Annotated in this window: 18 protein-coding genes; 4 read left to right on the top strand and 14 right to left on the bottom strand. The window is 41.1% G+C overall.

Going from position 1 to position 17,434, the window contains the following annotated elements; all coding sequences use genetic code 11:
- Nucleotides 1-45: 45 nt before the first annotated feature.
- Both MHH49_RS18810 and MHH49_RS18805 read right to left on the bottom strand, forming a co-directional pair.
- Nucleotides 46-993, bottom strand: a complete 948-nt coding sequence (locus MHH49_RS18810) for a helix-turn-helix transcriptional regulator (RefSeq protein WP_076130229.1) — start codon at nucleotides 991-993, stop codon at nucleotides 46-48.
- Nucleotides 990-2,186: a macrolide family glycosyltransferase gene (locus MHH49_RS18805; protein WP_341138405.1), complete on the bottom strand. Its 1,197-nt coding sequence runs from the start codon at nucleotides 2,184-2,186 to the stop codon at nucleotides 990-992. The genes MHH49_RS18810 and MHH49_RS18805 overlap by 4 nt, the downstream gene beginning before the upstream one ends.
- 147 nt (nucleotides 2,187-2,333) lie before the next feature.
- Here MHH49_RS18805 and MHH49_RS18800 point away from each other — a divergent pair, with 147 nt between their 5' ends.
- The 3 genes from MHH49_RS18800 to MHH49_RS18790 all read left to right on the top strand — a co-directional run bounded on the left by MHH49_RS18800 (nucleotide 2,334) and on the right by MHH49_RS18790 (nucleotide 5,534).
- Nucleotides 2,334-3,524, top strand: coding sequence for a coenzyme F420-0:L-glutamate ligase (locus MHH49_RS18800; protein WP_076130227.1), 1,191 nt, complete (start codon nucleotides 2,334-2,336; stop codon nucleotides 3,522-3,524).
- 90 nt (nucleotides 3,525-3,614) lie between these two features.
- Nucleotides 3,615-4,514, top strand: a complete 900-nt coding sequence (locus tag MHH49_RS18795; RefSeq protein WP_341138404.1) for a LysR family transcriptional regulator — start codon at nucleotides 3,615-3,617, stop codon at nucleotides 4,512-4,514.
- Nucleotides 4,515-4,592: 78 nt separating this feature from the next.
- Complete coding sequence (locus MHH49_RS18790; protein WP_076130225.1) at nucleotides 4,593-5,534, top strand: NAD(P)H-binding protein; 942 nt, start codon at nucleotides 4,593-4,595, stop codon at nucleotides 5,532-5,534.
- A 456-nt stretch (nucleotides 5,535-5,990) separates the two neighbouring features.
- On the opposite strand, the gene MHH49_RS18785 is transcribed toward MHH49_RS18790, so the two are convergent.
- From MHH49_RS18785 to MHH49_RS18770, 4 genes are all read right to left on the bottom strand, one after another.
- Nucleotides 5,991-7,130 (bottom strand): 5-methyltetrahydropteroyltriglutamate--homocysteine S-methyltransferase, encoded by a 1,140-nt coding sequence (locus MHH49_RS18785; protein ID WP_076098609.1) that lies wholly within the window; start codon nucleotides 7,128-7,130, stop codon nucleotides 5,991-5,993.
- A gap of 172 nt (nucleotides 7,131-7,302) precedes the next feature.
- On the bottom strand, nucleotides 7,303-8,022 hold the full coding sequence (locus MHH49_RS18780; protein ID WP_341138403.1) for a GNAT family N-acetyltransferase: 720 nt from the start codon (nucleotides 8,020-8,022) through the stop codon (nucleotides 7,303-7,305).
- Between the two features lie 289 nt (nucleotides 8,023-8,311).
- Nucleotides 8,312-8,503, bottom strand: coding sequence for a hypothetical protein (locus MHH49_RS18775; protein ID WP_036683062.1), 192 nt, complete (start codon nucleotides 8,501-8,503; stop codon nucleotides 8,312-8,314).
- 77 nt (nucleotides 8,504-8,580) lie between these two features.
- Complete coding sequence (locus tag MHH49_RS18770; protein ID WP_036683066.1) at nucleotides 8,581-8,931, bottom strand: MmcQ/YjbR family DNA-binding protein; 351 nt, start codon at nucleotides 8,929-8,931, stop codon at nucleotides 8,581-8,583.
- A gap of 186 nt (nucleotides 8,932-9,117) precedes the next feature.
- Between MHH49_RS18770 and MHH49_RS18765 the strand changes: the two genes are divergently transcribed.
- Complete coding sequence (locus MHH49_RS18765) at nucleotides 9,118-9,315, top strand: hypothetical protein (RefSeq protein WP_036683067.1); 198 nt, start codon at nucleotides 9,118-9,120, stop codon at nucleotides 9,313-9,315.
- A gap of 141 nt (nucleotides 9,316-9,456) precedes the next feature.
- Here the strand turns inward: MHH49_RS18765 and MHH49_RS18760 are convergent, their stop codons facing one another.
- The 8 genes from MHH49_RS18760 to MHH49_RS18725 form a co-directional block, all read right to left on the bottom strand.
- Nucleotides 9,457-10,032, bottom strand: a complete 576-nt coding sequence (locus tag MHH49_RS18760) for a dihydrofolate reductase family protein (protein WP_038572611.1) — start codon at nucleotides 10,030-10,032, stop codon at nucleotides 9,457-9,459.
- Nucleotides 10,033-10,231: 199 nt separating this feature from the next.
- Nucleotides 10,232-11,704, bottom strand: coding sequence for an amidase family protein (locus MHH49_RS18755; protein WP_341138402.1), 1,473 nt, complete (start codon nucleotides 11,702-11,704; stop codon nucleotides 10,232-10,234).
- Between the two features lie 28 nt (nucleotides 11,705-11,732).
- Nucleotides 11,733-12,191, bottom strand: coding sequence for a GNAT family N-acetyltransferase (locus tag MHH49_RS18750; protein ID WP_076104339.1), 459 nt, complete (start codon nucleotides 12,189-12,191; stop codon nucleotides 11,733-11,735).
- A gap of 154 nt (nucleotides 12,192-12,345) precedes the next feature.
- Nucleotides 12,346-13,455: a hypothetical protein gene (locus MHH49_RS18745; protein ID WP_038572617.1), complete on the bottom strand. Its 1,110-nt coding sequence runs from the start codon at nucleotides 13,453-13,455 to the stop codon at nucleotides 12,346-12,348.
- Nucleotides 13,456-13,569: 114 nt separating this feature from the next.
- A complete protein-coding gene (locus MHH49_RS18740) occupies nucleotides 13,570-14,634 on the bottom strand; it encodes a serine hydrolase domain-containing protein (RefSeq protein WP_076223594.1) in 1,065 nt (354 codons plus the stop codon).
- Between the two features lie 202 nt (nucleotides 14,635-14,836).
- A complete protein-coding gene (locus MHH49_RS18735; protein WP_036683080.1) occupies nucleotides 14,837-16,021 on the bottom strand; it encodes an MGDG synthase family glycosyltransferase in 1,185 nt (394 codons plus the stop codon).
- Nucleotides 16,022-16,329: 308 nt separating this feature from the next.
- The gene (locus MHH49_RS18730; protein ID WP_051491267.1) at nucleotides 16,330-16,770 is read right to left on the bottom strand and encodes a DUF6678 family protein; all 441 of its coding nucleotides are present in this window, start codon (nucleotides 16,768-16,770) and stop codon (nucleotides 16,330-16,332) included.
- Between the two features lie 122 nt (nucleotides 16,771-16,892).
- Nucleotides 16,893-17,336, bottom strand: a complete 444-nt coding sequence (locus MHH49_RS18725; RefSeq protein WP_036683081.1) for a GNAT family N-acetyltransferase — start codon at nucleotides 17,334-17,336, stop codon at nucleotides 16,893-16,895.
- Nucleotides 17,337-17,434: the final 98 nt, after the last annotated feature.

Raw genomic sequence — 17,434 nt, 5'->3', positions numbered from 1 at the left:
TCATTGATGGTCCAAGTATACAAAAACGCTACTGACAGCGTTATGTCAGTAGCGTTTTAACATTATTTCTATTTCATTTCTAACCTGATCACGGAAAGATTCGGGCTCCAGCACAACCATACCGCCTCCCCAGCCAAGCACCCATTGCAGCAATTCCCCTGGCTCGCGAACGCGAAAAGTAACAAGTACCCCCTCCGCATGCTCCTCAATAGTTTCCATATAGAAATTATTTGATTCCCTTACCTTATCGGCTATGTCAGCTTGGACTAAGATAAGCACATGAACGTTGCGATCATCAGGAGGTTGGTATACCTCCAGATGAAAATCTGCTGGCAGTATAAATTCATCTTCCAGATTAATAAGCTCCCTCATTCGGGATAACCGGAAATGACGGATGTCTTGACGCAATTCACACCAGGCGATGAGTACCCATGACCCGTGATGAAGCACAAGTCCATAAGGAGCAACCGTACGAATACTTTGACGGTTCCCATCGGCTTCGGCGATTCTTTTGGAATAACGAAATCTTATTTTCCTTCCCTCCAATATCGCTCCACGAATGGCTTCCAAACATGCCTTCTCTTGTATGGGTGCTATATCTTCTGCGGATGCAAATAAACGAAAACTTTTGCGAATCTGTGATGCTTCACTGCGGATAGCTTCCGGCAGGATGGCTTCTATCTTTGCTTTAGAACTTCTAGCCTTATTACCATAGTGTGCATCAAACCGCTGCTCGATAAAATCAGTTCCGATAAGCAATGTCACTGCTTCGTCCAGCGTGAAACTAACGGGTGGCAGGAAATACCCCTCGATTAAGGAGTAACCCTGTCCTGGCGCTCCTATAATGGAAACGCCCGCTTCACTCAGTGCCTGAATATCCCGATAGATCGTTCTTACGCTCGTTTCAAACGTAGCAGCCAAATCCTCCGCCCGCAACATTTTGTTACGCTGCAGTTCAAGCACTATAGCTAACAACCGGTCCATTTTGTTCATACGACTCCCCCTCCCCGAACAATCTCATCAACAGCTCGTCGATACCCACCCGAGTTCCGAAACGATTCACTGATATTGGGGACAGCTTTTTTATAAGATAAATCGCTTAATATATGATCTACTGCTTCTCGTAGTTGAGTTGCAGTTAAACTTTGCATTTGTAACTTAATGCCTGCTCCGACATGGACGACTTGATCCGCAATTATTGGCTGATCCGCACTTTGTGGAATTACAATTAGCGGAACCCCGTAATAAAGCCCTTCATTGATACTGTTCATTCCACCATGTGTAATAAATAACTTTGTGTATTGCAGTATATCCGTTTGTGGAACATAATTTTTCACGAAAAAGTTTTGCGGAATTCCCCCTAAATCAGTGATTTGGACTTTATCTCCAATTGACATCACAATAGTGTGCTCCGTGTTCCCCAATGCTTCAATACAAAGTTTATAGAATTCAATGGCTTGGTTAAAAACTGTGCCGAGTGAAATGTAAATTGGACTTTTCCCCTTAATTGCCATGAGGTCGAAGTTTTCTGGAGCTAATCGTGAAGAGATGGAGGGTCCTACAAAGATATAAGACGGGTCGAAAGCTTCTCCCTCAGGTTGAAACTCCCTAGTTGTATAAACGATAGTAAGTGGGGCAGGATTACAAAACACTTCATAAGGGGATTGGATGTCCACATCATATTTGCCCTTCACCATTTGCGTCAAGCTTTGGAATTTATCCTTTATAGGATTAGTTACTTCTGCAGGAACTGTAGTATAAAATTGTTCTAACATTTCATCGAATGCTGCTTTTGTCTGCGCAAAAGAAGTACAGGAGCTAATGGCCGGAAGCCTAAGAATTTGAGCTAACAAACGTCCACAACCAAACATAGAATCATGGATGATGTAATCAAAATGCTCCCCTTTGATCTGTTCAAGAACGCTTGGAATAACTATATCTGTCGTAAGTAAAAGACCGTTGATTCTTTCGAGTACATAATTTCTTCCACCTGAGATAAAAGCTTGTATAAATTTCTGATCGTCAAATGTTCGTACTGTAGCCCCCGTCATCTCCATACGTTCTCTATAAGCTTCTATACAAAAATACACTACCTCTTCGCCACGCGAAATAAGCTCTTCCACAACGCCAATCGTGGGATTAATATGTCCCTCTGATCCACCATTAATAAATAACACACGCGCCAATTGTAATCCTCCTTAACTATAAATAATTTTTATATTAGATATTATAAACATTAATTTTACTTATATCGCTCTAAAAGGGTATAGTAATATAGGCTTTAAAACCATTTTAATAATATAGAGTATACCCTTATTAGAGGAGAGATCATATTGGAAAGAGTAGTTGGAACAGTTGTACGTGGACTTCGCGGACCTATCATTAACAATGGGGATAACATTGAAGAAATCGTAGTTCAGACGGTATTGAATGCAGCAACAGTCGAGGGTTTTTCGATCGAAGATCGTGACATTGTGACCGTAACTGAATCCATTGTTGCTCGGGCACAAGGAAACTATGCAACGATCGACAATATTGCTGCTGATATAAAGGGGAAATTCGGCGAAGAAACTGTAGGGGTCATTTTTCCAATCCTTAGCCGTAACCGGTTTGCTAACTGCTTACGCGGTATTGCCAAAGGAGCACAAAAGGTAGTCCTAATGTTAAGCTATCCAGCTGATGAAGTTGGCAACCACCTTGTAGACATCGACGAACTAGATGCTAAAGGTATCAATCCATGGACAGATGTATTAACAGAAGCTCAGTTCCGTGAGTTTTTCGGCTATATTAAGCACCCATTCACAGGGGTTGACTATATTGAATATTATAAAGGTTTAATTGAAGCTGAAGGTGTGGCTTGTGAAGTCATCTTCTCCAACAACCCAAAAACCATTTTAAACTATACAAAAAATGTATTAACTTGCGATATTCACACTCGCTTCAGAACCAAACGCATTCTCACAAACAATGGTGCTGAAAAAGTATTCGGTTTGGATGATATTCTTACACAATCAATCGATGGCAGCGGCTTTAACGAAGCTTATGGTCTGCTAGGATCAAACAAAGCTACAGAAGAAAGTGTAAAGCTATTTCCAAACAACTGCCAGCCTATCGTGGATGGTATCCAAGCAAAAATCAAAGAAATTACAGGTAAAACTGTAGAAGTTATGGTTTATGGCGATGGAGCATTCAAAGATCCAGTCGGAAAAATCTGGGAGCTCGCAGATCCAGTTGTCTCCCCTGCTTACACTGCCGGACTTGATGGAACACCAAATGAAGTAAAATTGAAATACTTGGCCGATAACAACTTCTCTCATCTTCGTGGTGAAGAGTTAAAACAAGCCATTTCTAAATACATCCAGAATAAAAATGATGATCTAGTTGGTGCGATGGAAGCACAGGGGACTACACCTCGTAGATTAACTGACCTGATTGGATCATTATCTGATTTGACTTCTGGTAGTGGCGATAAAGGAACACCAATGATTTATATCCAAGGTTATTTCGATAACTATACAAAATAAGAGTAGTACAACAAAGGGAGTCTCTAAACGAGGCTCTCTTTTTACTTTCTGGGTTATAATAAAAGCAAACAGCGGCAGGCGGAGGATACTATGAACATAAGAAGGATTAAATATTTTATCGATCTCGTGGAATGCAGAAATTTTACGGAAACAGCTAAAAAGAACTATGTATCGCAGACCACCATTAGTCAACAAATCGCCGCGCTTGAAGAGGAATTCAACATTCAATTGATTGACAGAAAGCAGATCCCTATCGAGCCAACCAAAGCCGGATGGCTTTTCTATGGCGAAGCTCTGATCCTCTGGAAGCAATATAACCATATGAAGATGAGCATGGAAAACTTTCAAAAGTATAATACGCAATCCCTGAGTATCGAATATGCGGCGATGACGGATATCCAAAGTTTGTTGAAATTGATTCCCTCGTTTCAGGATCATCATCCGAATATTAAGCTGGAACTGAATAAAGTATTGCTAAAAGATATTGCAGAATACTTGCTAAAAGGGATTTACGACGTGGCTATTGCCTTTGATTCCGAGTTTCAGGGAAAAGAGGACATTGTAACCTATCCCTTATATAGGGGACGTTATTGTGCGGCTGTGAGTCATCACCATCCCCTGTTTCATCATGAATCGATCGCCAAAGAGGAGTTATATGAACATCCGCTAGTCATGCTGAATCCAACAGCTATTGGAAACTCTTATCATCTAATGATCCAGCATGCAATTGAAGACGGCTATCAGCCGAACATTCTTCGAACCGCAGACGATGTGGAGACAGAATTGTTTTATATCATCACGGAGAATTTGATTGGCTTTTTCCCGGATAACTATCAGCTCGCTTATCTTCAAGATGAAGTCCGGCTAATTCCTTTAGATGATTCACACCATACCTTTGCAATCGAAGCAGGTTATCTCAAAAATAATACAAACCCGGCCTTGCCCTCCTTCCTGCAACAAATCCAAATTGGATTTAGCAATCGACCATAAGTTTTATGTGTTAGACTATGTTCTTTTTTTCACATACTATAAGGGTATAAATCATATCCACAAGGAGTGACAACGATCATGGGTAAATTATTGTTGACTGGTGTCGATGGAAATCTAGGGAAGCAAGCTGCGGAATACTTGTTGGAGCTGGTAGATAAAGACCAAATCATTTTTTGCGCTTACGATCCAGCATGTTTGAAAGAATATGCGGAACAAGGGATTGAAACACATGTGACCAACTTTAATAACAAGGACGGCCTTGCCGAAGCTTTTGCACATGCCGATAAACTCGCACTAATCTCCATGCCTTTTGTTGGAGAGAAACGTCAAAATGCACAAAAAAATGTGGTCGATGCTGCCAAAGAAGCTGGAGTCAAACAGATCATTTATACTTCTTTGGTCAACGCAGCCGATGAAAGCAATCCAAGCGTAGAAAAAATTGACCATGTGTATACCGAACGTTATATTCAAAGCGTTGGGCTAGACTATATCTTCCTTCGGAATTCCCAATACGCGGAAGCCATGATAACCAATTACTTTACGTATGTGAAGGGTGACGGGGTATTAACAAACAATCAAGGTGACGGTAAAATGGCTTATATCTCGCGGAAGGATTGCGCAAAAGCCGTTGCGTATGCCCTAGCCTCCAATAACTATCAGGAAGCGATTCTAAATATCAACGGGCTTGAATTGATGACAATTACCGACTTCATTAAGATTGGTAATGAAGTAACGGGCAATCATATCACCTACAAAGAAAATACGGATGAAGAAAATTATGCCGTATTCGAAGCAATGGGCGTTCCTAGAACCACCGATGGTGCATTTAAAGAAGGCTCCGAAGCCCCCTTTTCTTCAGAAGGTATGGTTACTTTCGGACAAGCTATTCGTGAAGGAAAAATGGATGTTTATACGGACGACTTCAAACAACTTACTGGTCAAGACCCTTTGACCGTGAAATATATGTTTGAACATGCCGATGAATTCCAGGTTGGCGAAAGACACTCTAAAGACAATTAAAAGCTGCCACTCTTACTTCTTAGGCTAAATCACCCCCGTTTATTAAACGGGGGTGATTTCTTTTATACTGAGCGTGGCACAAAAACTCCGTAAAGCTCAATCATATGCTCGCCCTGGAGATAATCAGGGAAAACCTCCCTAATATTCAGAGGATTCTGGTCATCAGACTAATAATCAGGGAATTCTTCCCTGAAATTTAGCTGATTTGGCGGTAAATCTTGTTATTGCTCTGTTTTTAGGGAGTTATTCCCTAATTCCATTCATTTAGAGCAATTGTCGGCTTTTATTAGGGAGGTTTTCCCTAATCCTCCATCACAGTATAGATAGAACTAGCCAAGTATATCGATATGCTCACTGTAGAACAAAATACACCTTTAACCGAACGGATGAACATCCGAATCTAAAGGTGTATTATCTTTATCTTTATCTTTATCTCTGTCTACTTTTTAATTAGAGTTAGTTCCAGATCTCTTCAGCAATTTCTTTAATATAAGCAAGCTTACGCCATTGCTGCTCTTCTGTCAGGTGGTTGCCTTCTTCCGTAGAAGCAAAGCCACATTGCGGGCTAAGGCAAATCCGGTTTAGATCAACGTATTGCTTCGCTTCCTCAATACGCTTCAGAATATCTTCCTTGCTTTCAAGCTCACCAAATTTGGATGAGAACAGACCTAACACAACCTGCTGATTGTCTTTCAAGAAACGCAATGGCTTGAAGTCACCTGCACGTTCGGTATCAAACTCCAGATAATAACCCGAGTAGTTATTGATATTAAGAAGCGTTTGCGCGATAGGCTCGTAGCCTCCACCTACTCCAGCATAAGTCGAAACATAATTGCCCCGGCATACATGGGTCGTTACAACAAGGTCTTCCGGCAGACCAGTTACAACTTCCTCATTCAATTTTGCAAGTTCGCTTGCATATTCAGCTACGTTCACGCCAATCTGATTCATAAATGCTATAAACTGTTCGTCGCAAAGCGCTCCCCACGTACAATCGTCGATCTGAATACTGCGGCAGCCCGCTGCATAGAAGGCCAGAATCGATGCTTTGTATGCTTTGGCAATATCCGAGATAAGCTCTTCGCGATTCGGGTATAATTCATTTGTGCTTTCCTTGTTTTCCGCCCGATCTAGCTCGAACAGGAATTGTGCAGCCGCAGGAATCGATTGACGCGCAACAACGTCCTCACCAGCAGCACCTTTTAAAAATTCATAATGCGAAACAAAAGGATGGCTGCTGTAGCTTATTTTCCCGGTCAGTCGGGCTGTTTCTGGTCTGGACTCTGCACCGTTAAATTGGTAACCTTGGTCAATAATTGTCCGATCTACACCGTCAAGTCCCCAGAAGAAGTCGAGGTGCCACCAAGAGCGGCGGAATTCGCCATCGGTTACTGCTTGAAGACCCACCTCTTTTTGTTTCTGCACGAGCTTAACGATTTCGTCGTTCTCTACTTCCTTCAACTGCTCGGCAGTAATTTCACCATTCTTGAATTTTAATCTAGCATCTTTCAACGCTTGGGGGCGCAGGAAGCTGCCCACGATATCATATCGAAATGGAGTAACGGTTCGTTTTTGGGGTACGGTTTGAATGCTCATATATTAATCTCCTCGTAAACAAATTATTAGAATAAATATAGCATAACCGACTGACTAAACCGATCTACCAATGAGCTATGACAGGTTATAAGTATTAACTATAGCTAGATTCAGCGTGATAATTAGAAGGGCATGATAAAAAAAGAAGAGGCGCATGAGTAGCGCCTCTTTCTTAATAAATCATATCGACGGATATTACATAGTAATTAGACTCCGCAGTCACCTCAAACCCAATCGACTGATAGAGGGATAATGCCTTTCTATTTTGAGTGACCACGCCAAGACGAATCTGGAAATCCCTCTGATCTCGCAAGATTTTAACTACCTCTGAAAGAATTTCACGTCCGTATCCTCTGCCTTGACACGAAGGAAGCACACAAAAATCATGTATAACCGCTGTATTTGTATCTAAATAATTGACTCTGATCATCCCAACCGGAATCATGTTGTCCACAGCAATGTAAGTAATCCGTGCCGGTTCTCTTGTACGAGTTAAATAATTCCTAGTCCAGGACTCTGAATCACCAAAAGCTTGTGATGAACATTTAACCATGAACTCTAAATCCTGATCTTCTTCTAATCGCACAGCTAAACCGGAGTGGCTTGATCCAGCGATTTGTGCCCGATTAAAAACCATGAGGAATTCAGACGGTGCAGCACTTGCCCCTAAATACCGTATATAATCCATCCCTGATTCAGAATTAGAAGGTATCCTAAAACGGCAAGTTTGTATGCCTTGCATTTGCATATCTGATGCGGCACTTTTCAGTAAGTCGTGGAATACACCTTGGCGACGAAAGTCCGGGTGAACCATTCCGTTAATATTAGCTTCGATGCCATCCGAAGTATACCAACTGAGAAATCCGACTAATTGGTTATCGATCTGGCACAAGAATGCCTCATCTCCGTCTATCTCCTTAAGGCTTTCTATACCCACCCTCAAACTTGATCTGTCGGACGTCTTGCAAAGATGTTCTAATATGCGGATTTGATCAATCGATTGCTTTGAATAGTCTTTCATTGTACTAATTTTATATTCTTGCATCTAGTACCCTCATTAAGAAGGAAATACGCAGTTTATGGACGAGTAGGCGTTATCCTTCTAAATTCTGTCCACCTAATGATAGTTACCAATGGAACCGCCTCCTAAAAGTCAATGTCTTCACTCTAAACCAGGGTAATCATAAAACAAACCTTATAACTAAAAAAATGATAGCAATTATAGCCACAACGATCAACAGATTGGTTACCTCACTCCAGAATCCTGGAACGCCTTCAGTATGATATTTTTGCGCATTTACATCATGGTTTGCTTTATGGCCTGCAGGGTCCGACAAATTGGGATTAGGTCCTGAATTAAAAAAGTCAGACATAAATACAACTCCTTCCCATGAATATAAACCATATTATACCAGTTCATTGCCATTTTAACGACAACTTAATGCCACCTTCAATATATCGTTTGTCGGAGGCTCTTAGGGAGATTTTTGACAACCATATCGTAAGAATGATCAATCATTAAATAGATATCCGACTCTGGTAAGGAGCCATCCAAAACAATCGTATTCCAGTGTTTTTTGTTCATGTGGTATCCTGGCCGAACGCTCTCATGCTGCTCTCGCAAGTTCCCTGCAATCACCGGATCACATTTTAGATTTATGTAAGCATAATTCCCCTTATTCTCAAATATAAGCGCGAACATTTTACCGGCAATTTTGATCACCATTGGATCGAAGCCGAAAGGAAAATCCTTTGTTGCTCCATTCTTTTGTAAACAGTATTCGATAATATTATGGGTCAAAATCAGTCCCTCACCTTCTTCATTAAAACGAATCCTGTATACCTTATATCAAATATTATAACTGAAATAAACCTAACACTCTTGCCCTTGGCAAAATGAACTCGTGAGTAATCCTTTCAAGTGCACGAAACCTGAATAACCTTAAATACGTTAAAGTAATATACAAATCTACAGGAGGTTTTTATAATGAGATACAGTGCTGCAGGCGCACCAATAACCTGTCCTTGCTGTCAAAACGATACCTTTGATCTGGATTATAAACTGCTTAACACAAGCGGCGCATCATTTTTAGGCTTTGACTGGGCGAACAAAAACGCTGCCATCCTTATTTGTAAGCGATGCACCCATATTTCATGGTTTATGAAAGAACCAACATCTGATTAGTGTTTGGTAAAAATAAAGTATTAGACTGGATCCATTAAAACAAGCAGCGGCGGACCAAGACTTGATAAATAAAGTCTTAGACTGCCGCTGTTGTCGTTCCAATAACGTTCCTCGTGAGCGTAATCACCTTAAGTGACAAGGTCATCTTACCGTCTGGTAAACGAGACCTATGGCTCCAGAATCAAAGGTCTTGTTTTCGATTAGCTTAAGATTTCTCTTCTCCTTGAGACCTTGGAATAATGGCAATCCCTTACCGATCAGGACGGGAGAAACCGTAATTTTATACTCATCAATTAAATCAAGCTGCATAAGGTGGTGTGCGAATCTAGGACTGCCGAGGATGACCATATCCTTGCCGGGCTGCTGTTTGAGGTTATTGATCTCTTCCTCGACAGCTTCTTTCACGAGTCTGGAATTATTCCATTCGACTTTCTCCAGCGTCGTGGAAAAAACGATCTTAGCTGTCTTTTCGATCCACTCGGCATGATTCCGTTCATGCTGCGAAGCTGATGGGTTCGAAGGGACAGATGGCCAGTAACTGTGCATCATCTGATAAGTCCCACGTCCCCAAATGACAGTGTCGGCAGTACTCAGAATTTCTTTCGCATGGTTCTCCAAATCAGCATCGTAGGAAACCCAGCCAATGTCCATTTCACCATTCGGCCCTTCTACAAAACCGTCAAGCGATGCGTGAAGAAATAGAACGAGTTTTCTCATTTTCAGTTCTCCTTTGTTCATGAGGGATATCTACATTAGACATTAACTACATTTTAGCAGAATTCAACTTGGGTTGTTTTTTATGGATTGCTAATCTCAAACGCTCTTTTCTTCACTTTGGTATTTTTATCCACATCAACATTTTAGCAAACATACGTTCGTTTGTAAATGCACCTTTTTCTAATTTTCAAATCATCTTTCATTTCTTTAGAGCCGGCATTTTTCTGTGTTTCGTTTGTTGTTCGAATGCAAATGCAATCCGAATGAGTGTCGGTTCACTAAATGCCGTTCCTGCAAATGTGATCCCAAAGGCTCTTCCATTCTCTTGAAAGCCTGCGGGCACTGCTATAGTTGGATAACCTGCTCTAGCACTTAAATCAGCTCCGACATAAGCAGGAAACAGGATTGCATCCAATCCATACTTTTCTAAAGCATGATCGATCCCTATATTTTGCGAATAATATAAGTCAGAGATAGACTCTACAATATATTCCGAATGATTCAACGGTTTATCTAGCTGTGATCGATAGTTCAGCATATCTTGTCCATATTTCAAAGCCTTTTCCGAATTCCGCTCGTTCCATTCAATCAATTCATTTAGGTTATGGACAGGAAGTTGAGCCGGAAGGTTATATAAGTAATTTTCAACGGAATGCTTAAATTCAAGATTCATTTTGTTATATTTCCACTCTCTATGGAACGATGGAATATCTATATCTTCTATTATGTTGGCTCCAGAATCTTTTAATTTAGCCACAGCATCATTAAATAAATGTTCATCATATTCACCCATGTCACAATAATTCTTAGGTAGAGCATTTCTAAAAACGCCTATGGTCGCTTTATTTAATCCGTCTTTATCCAAAAATGCTGTGTAGTCCATAGTAGAATATTCATTTTTCCAAGTAGCAGAATCACTTTCATCTTTTCCCGTAAGTGCATTTAATAAGATCGCAACATCTGTCACATTCCTTGCCATAGGTCCAGCTGTATCCTGAGAATATGACCATGGAATTATGCCTGATCTACTTATTAGACCTACAGTTGGCTTTAAACCAACAATTGCGTTTTGCACAGCTGGACTTAAAATAGAGCCAGACGTCTCTGTCCCCACGGCTACTGTTGAAAAGTTGGCTGCAACGGAAGCGGCAGAACCCGTACTGGAACCCCCCGGAAAATGATCCCCGTATGGATTTTTGGTTTGTCCTCCTATTGAGCTATACCCAGCCCACATGGATGATGACATCCCATTTGCCCATTCCGTCATATTTGTTTTTGCAAGTATAATTGCCCCAGCATCCCTTAGTTTTTGGACAAGAAAAGCATCGTTTGAGCTAACATGGTTTTCCAAAGTTAATGCGCCAGCAGTTGTATGCATTTTATCATTCGTTTCAATATTTCCTTTCAATAATACAGGCACACCATGTAAAAGACTTCGTGCTCCGCTTAATTTTCTCTCCTGATCTAATGCCTCGGCAATAAAAATCGCATCTGGATTCATTTCCATAATAGAGTTTATCATGGGACCACTCTGGTCAAACGTTGCTATCCGATACATGTAATACATAACAAGTTCCCTAGAACTAACATCCCCTCTTACCATTGCATCCTGCAGTTCGAGTATCGTTATTTCTTCACTCTTTATTTTTGCTAATTCGAAGATATGTTCCATGATAACTCCTGCTTTCCATTTGGGTCATTTATGTAATAGTGTCATGTTCATATATTTTGGTGGGCCGTCCCCACTCGAAGTTATCCAGACCTATCTCCTTAAATCCATATTTCTCATAATAAAGAATATGATCCGTCGCCAAGTAGACTTTTGCATAACCTAGTTGTCCAGCTATTTTTCTGGCATGCTCCAACAAAACGGCTCCTAGTGCTTTGCCTCTCTCACTTTCGTCAATAAACAATGGCGCAATCCAAGGTGATAAATCTTTTCGAGTTATAAATTCCTGCTCAATTAATTGATAAAACCCGATGATTACATCATGTTTCAACAGCAAAAATGTAAAAGGAAACTCCTCATCTTTTGAGATTAAACTTTCTTGTATATTGGGGAGCACAACTTGTTGTACTTTTGGCCACCGTTTTTTGACATACTTAATAAGCTCATTTTGACGAAGAGGACATTCTTGTAAGGATTTAATATCTAGCATCTAACCATCCCTTCTTGTAAAAAGAAATTCCTATACCCATGTCTGCTCTCACAATAGTCATCCACCAGCTCTCAAAATGCATAGCAGCAAGCCCCGAGTGGGGCTTGCTGTAGGTTGTAAATACTAAAGTAGGTTATAACGCTGGTTCACTTCATTACTTAGAAACCGGTGTATAGATCAGGCAGCGCAGCGTCTTCTCGGGATAGCGCAGCTCTGCCGTGTAGGTGCTACCGTCTTTCAGTTTGACCAAGACCGCTACCACTCCGCTTTTGTCATATGCACTGTCTTTAATGATAGAGGAGCTGGTTATCGCACGGGTCTCGCCCTGCTTGTCCACCACAATGGATTTAGCGGCTTGAAGCCAGCTGGAATCCTGGCTAATCTTTTTATTTATAGCTGCTGTAATCGGAGTTCTCTTGTAGGACAGATCCACTATCGTGGTATCAAGTACGGTCCCGCTCTTTGCATCCACGAAAGTATTATACATGAAATAAGACTTATCCTGAGCCCGCAGTGTCTCTGCCCGGTAAGGTAGAAAATTAACGAACCATTGCCCTTTCGAATCAGGAAAAGGCTTATGATATGAGGTCTGAGCCTGCAACTTTGAGAGATCGACACCGAATAGACGGCTTACGCTCTCTTTTGCTCTGCGTAGGGCTTCATCCTGACTGATGTCCTTCTTATCTGGCTGTGCCACGACAAGATTGAGGCTTACCACATAATTAAAACGGTAATTCCAGTCGATCAATTGCAGCATTTCTTCATCGGTCAGTTCGCGCTTAGGAAATACATAGGTAAATTTGCTTTGATCCAGATAAAATTCGGAGCTCCCTGATTTCAAAGGTAGCTTCTGCTTGGGCCGTAAACCATCGTACTTGTATTGATCATCCAATAACATCCGCCGCTTATTCTCCTGGTCCGTAAATTGCCGCGTAAGCTGTTCATCCTTGCCAGTGAGCCTGGCCTTCTCTGCATACTCATTAATCTGCTTAATTTCTTCAGCGGTGACTGTGCGCTCAAAATACGACTTGATCGTCGAGACTGGTGTTTTGGTTGCAACCTTAAGTACCGGGATCTGGCTGCTCGCCAGTTGAACAGCAGGCTTCTGGTTGAGTTCTTGCGTGTAGGAAACGTTCGCTTGAGACACATTCTGGTTCACTGTAGTGTAAGCGACGATTTTGGGCACTGCCAAAGCAGTCAGGGCCAGCAGACCACCGGATATCGCGATCACCCCAAGGGCTGATTTCACATCTTTACTCTTCATTTCTCATAACCTCCATAGTGTAAGTGGGCTTGACTTACATGTACTTTAAGTTACGAATGTTATAAAGTACGAAGCCCCTTGTTATGAAGTTGTAAAATCAGTTACAGACTCGTTCTAAATATTGGAGCCAAGCAACAGATCAAGGATTGGGAAGCATACACCGCCCATGTTGACATAGTCACAATTACTCATAACAGAAATAGCGATTTTTTCATCGGGAAGCAGGAACAGATTGCTTAAGAATCCAGTATCCCAGCCGGAATGTGAGAGAATACGAGAACCTTTATATTCTCCTAGAAACCAGCCCAATCCTATCTGTGCATTTTCCGGATCATAGCCCGTTTGTGCATGAGGTTTCCACATTTCATCATAGCTACCTGGCTGGAGGATTTCATTGCCGTTCCCGGCTGTTCCACCGTTTAGATGCATCGACAGATATTGGCACATATCTTCGGCATGGGTATATAAAGTGGAGCTAGGTGCATGGGCCCTGTTATATGGAAAAACACTACTAACGCAGCCACCACATTCATGGGTAGCTCCAAGCACATGAGGTGCAGCAATATAAGCTTCAGCCTCCTGTTTAAGAAAAGAACTGGACTGCATTCCTGTTGGTTCAAGAATATTTTTTTCCATATACTGCTCGAAGCTCATATCGCTGACTTTTGCTATCATATCTCCCAAGATCTCATATCCTATATTACTATAGGCAAATTTCTCTCCCGGTTGGCTTAACAGCTTGTGGTGACCTATCCCTTTTACATATCGTTCAAGACTTTGCTCGTCGTATTCAGGGCGATCCCACGCATAATCTTCCTCATCAGGCATACCGGAGGTATGATTCATAAGCTGTCTTATTGTTATATTTTGATACCGCTCATCCTCTAACTTAAAATATGACAGGTATTTAGTGATGGGGGCATCCAATTCTACCTTACCACGCTCAACTAATTGCATAATGGCGGTTGCTGCGAAGGTTTTGGAGACAGAGGCTTGGTGAAACAAAGTGCCACGAACTACAGGATCACCCGTCGATAAATTTGCCGTCCCATATTCACCAGTAAACAGAACTTGGTTGTCCTTTACGATTCCGGCCGCTAATCCCGGAAACTTTTCATTTTCCACAAACTTGATTAGCATTTCATGCAAAATATCCTCTATCTTCTGATTCGTGTACATTTTGTCCTCCCCAATGACAATAAAGCACCATTTTCAATAAATTCACCCATACAAATAATAACATCTTATCGACCCTTTATCTGGTAATAAATAATTATAATCAAATAAACAGTCGCTTACTTGAAAAGGCAGCAATTCATTTCCCGAGCTTCCGAGCCAGCCTCCAATTAGAGGACCCACAACGCGTGGTCTTTCTACCTTGCTAATAATATCCATGAATCGTCTTCGCCTGCCCTTCAACAACCATAGATTTTACGGCTGAAACAGACGGCTGCCGCAGCTTGATAACCTCTAAAGCCTCAGTAACGATAGCATCCGCGGCTGATTTCCGGGAAAAGTTCTTCATATCCTGCACCTTTCCATCCCTGTACCCCAGATGCTCCAATCTCTGAAGCTGCTCTACTAACTGCTCCTCGTTTCGGGCAATCTCTATTAAATTGTGCTCAGACAACCATTCTGCATTGCCTGCCTCCTGACCGGGGAGCGGACGATAGACAATTACAGGAAGTGCTAGAGCCATCGCCTCAGTCAAGGTAATCCCCCCTGCTTTGGTCAACAGACAGGAGGATATGCACATTAGCTCCTGCATTTCTTCTGTATAACCCCGTATGTGAACCCGAGGATTCTCTTGAAAAAGCTCTTCCGTAGCCATCTGGAGCTTATGATTATTCCCGCACAATACCATTACATCGAAGTTTGATTGCTGCAGCGCCCTTATTATTAAATGGTTAATATCACTCAACACGCCGTAAGCCCCTGCCGCAAGTAATAGATAATGTCGATTTCCATCTAGTCCATGCTTACGTAAAAGGCCTTCACGTTCCTGAGTCTGTTCAAAAGCTTCACGAATCGGAATCCCGCTAACCACAAGCTTTTCTTCAGCAATACCTAATGACATCAGTTCTGCTTTCATACTTTCCGTAGCAATAAAATACTTCGAGGTTTGTGGATGAAGCCACCTGCCATGAACCACATAATCCGTCATGACAGTGAAAAGGGGGATTCGTCTTCCCTTTGTTGATGCAAGCTCAGCAGCGGCCAAATAGGGAAAGGTATGAATGATAATATCCGGTCCAATCTCGTCGATGATCCTTTGCACTTTCCGCTTGCCCATAGAATGAATCCATTTACCCATGAACTGGTCTGGTTTAATCTTGCTCGTCAACTTGTACACTAATCCATAAAATTCTTGAGTATAACCTGTGCTGTTCAGATAGAATCTGCGGGACAGCTCATTCAGACTAGGGTAGACTGCAGCGAAAAGATCCAAGGTAACAATCCGGCTGATCCCTCTACGTCTAAAAGAATGATCAATTGCTTCTGCTACTTTGATATGCCCGTCTCCAAATGCCGAAGTTACAATAAGTACTTTAGGATCTGTGTTCATGAGAAAGCTCCTTTTTCGCTTGGCCTTCTCTAACTCTAACTCTGAATCGTAAACAGATAGTGATGAGATCCTCAACTGAATATTAACTTCATGATTTTCTATAGAGCGAAGCAAACGAAGAAATCCGCAGAAAAAAACACAGTGCATCAACCTCCAGTAACGATAGGATTAATGTTCTGTGTTTAGTTAAAGGCAAACTGTGTCCGAAAGCATCTTCGAACGTGTAATATGATCAAATTAAATGAAAGTTGGTGTCTGAGTAAATAAAGTTTTAGACTGCCGCTGGTTTATTGAACTAACGTGTCCCGTTAGCTCAATTGATTACCTTTGAAAAGTGAGTCTGTATTTGATATATATCCATAAATGAAAAATGTATTATTTTCTTCTCTATACGGAATTCTTAATTCATGTAAAATCGAAAGAAATTCTTTACTTATGTCAATTAATTCAGGAGGAAGCAGATTCCCCTTGTGCTTCTGATACCTTGGTCTAACCCGTATCCATTCTACAGAAAAAAAAGGTGAAAGTCCTTCTATCCAATCCCCTAAATACCAGACGTCGTTTTCGAAGTTCTCTGGATAAAGTATATCGTCTAATACATACTTAGCTTGATATGGAGGGGTAAAAGGTAGTTTATTTAGTACATCACTTTGTAAGTTTCCCCACTTAGTGTCATTCATAACTGAACATAATTGTTTCTGTGTAATAACTTCATGTACCCTTTTTTTAAAATCCTGTTCAAAACCCACAATTAAAAATCCTCCTGAATAACAACATAAATCCCACGCTGACCTGCCCGTGTGTCGTTATTGAGTTATCGTTATCCGTTAACTTAATACAAAATGGCTGCTCGGCTATTACATATTCAAAATTAGTCAAGTTTAATAATCTTATCAAAGCAGTATGAATCTTTGTCATAGCCACTATGCACATAGAAAGCATGGGCGTCGGTTCGCTTAAATCCGCTACATAAAATAATACTTGATATTTCCATTTCTTTAGCGTAATTTTCAGTGTATCTTAGTAGTTCTGTACCTATCCCACTATGCTGTAATTCCTTTTTAACAGCAAGCCCTTGAATATGTAGATAACCATTCGAAGACCCTACGGATAACGCCTGAACTATAGTGACAAAACCAACCACATCATTTTCAAATAATGCAACGAATGTTTTGTAATTTCCAGCCTTATTCATGTTTTCCATAGTAACTCGAAAGTTTTCAATATTAACATTGCGAACGCCAAGTACATCATTCCATAAAAAAACAACTTCAGTATAATCATTTGCTACAACTTCTCGTATTTTAATTTCCATCCCCCCCTTTATAGAAATATTCAAGCAAAGGATTCGACAATTGATGAAGCAATCCTGCCCGTAACTTTAACAAATAAAAGAGGAGCATTGTCATGGCA

This window comes from Paenibacillus sp. FSL F4-0122, assembly GCF_038002845.1.
Classification (GTDB): domain Bacteria; phylum Bacillota; class Bacilli; order Paenibacillales; family Paenibacillaceae; genus Paenibacillus_AQ; species Paenibacillus_AQ odorifer.
The sequence above is the reverse complement of the archived record's forward strand: the minus strand, read 5'-3'. Positions and strand labels throughout refer to the sequence as shown.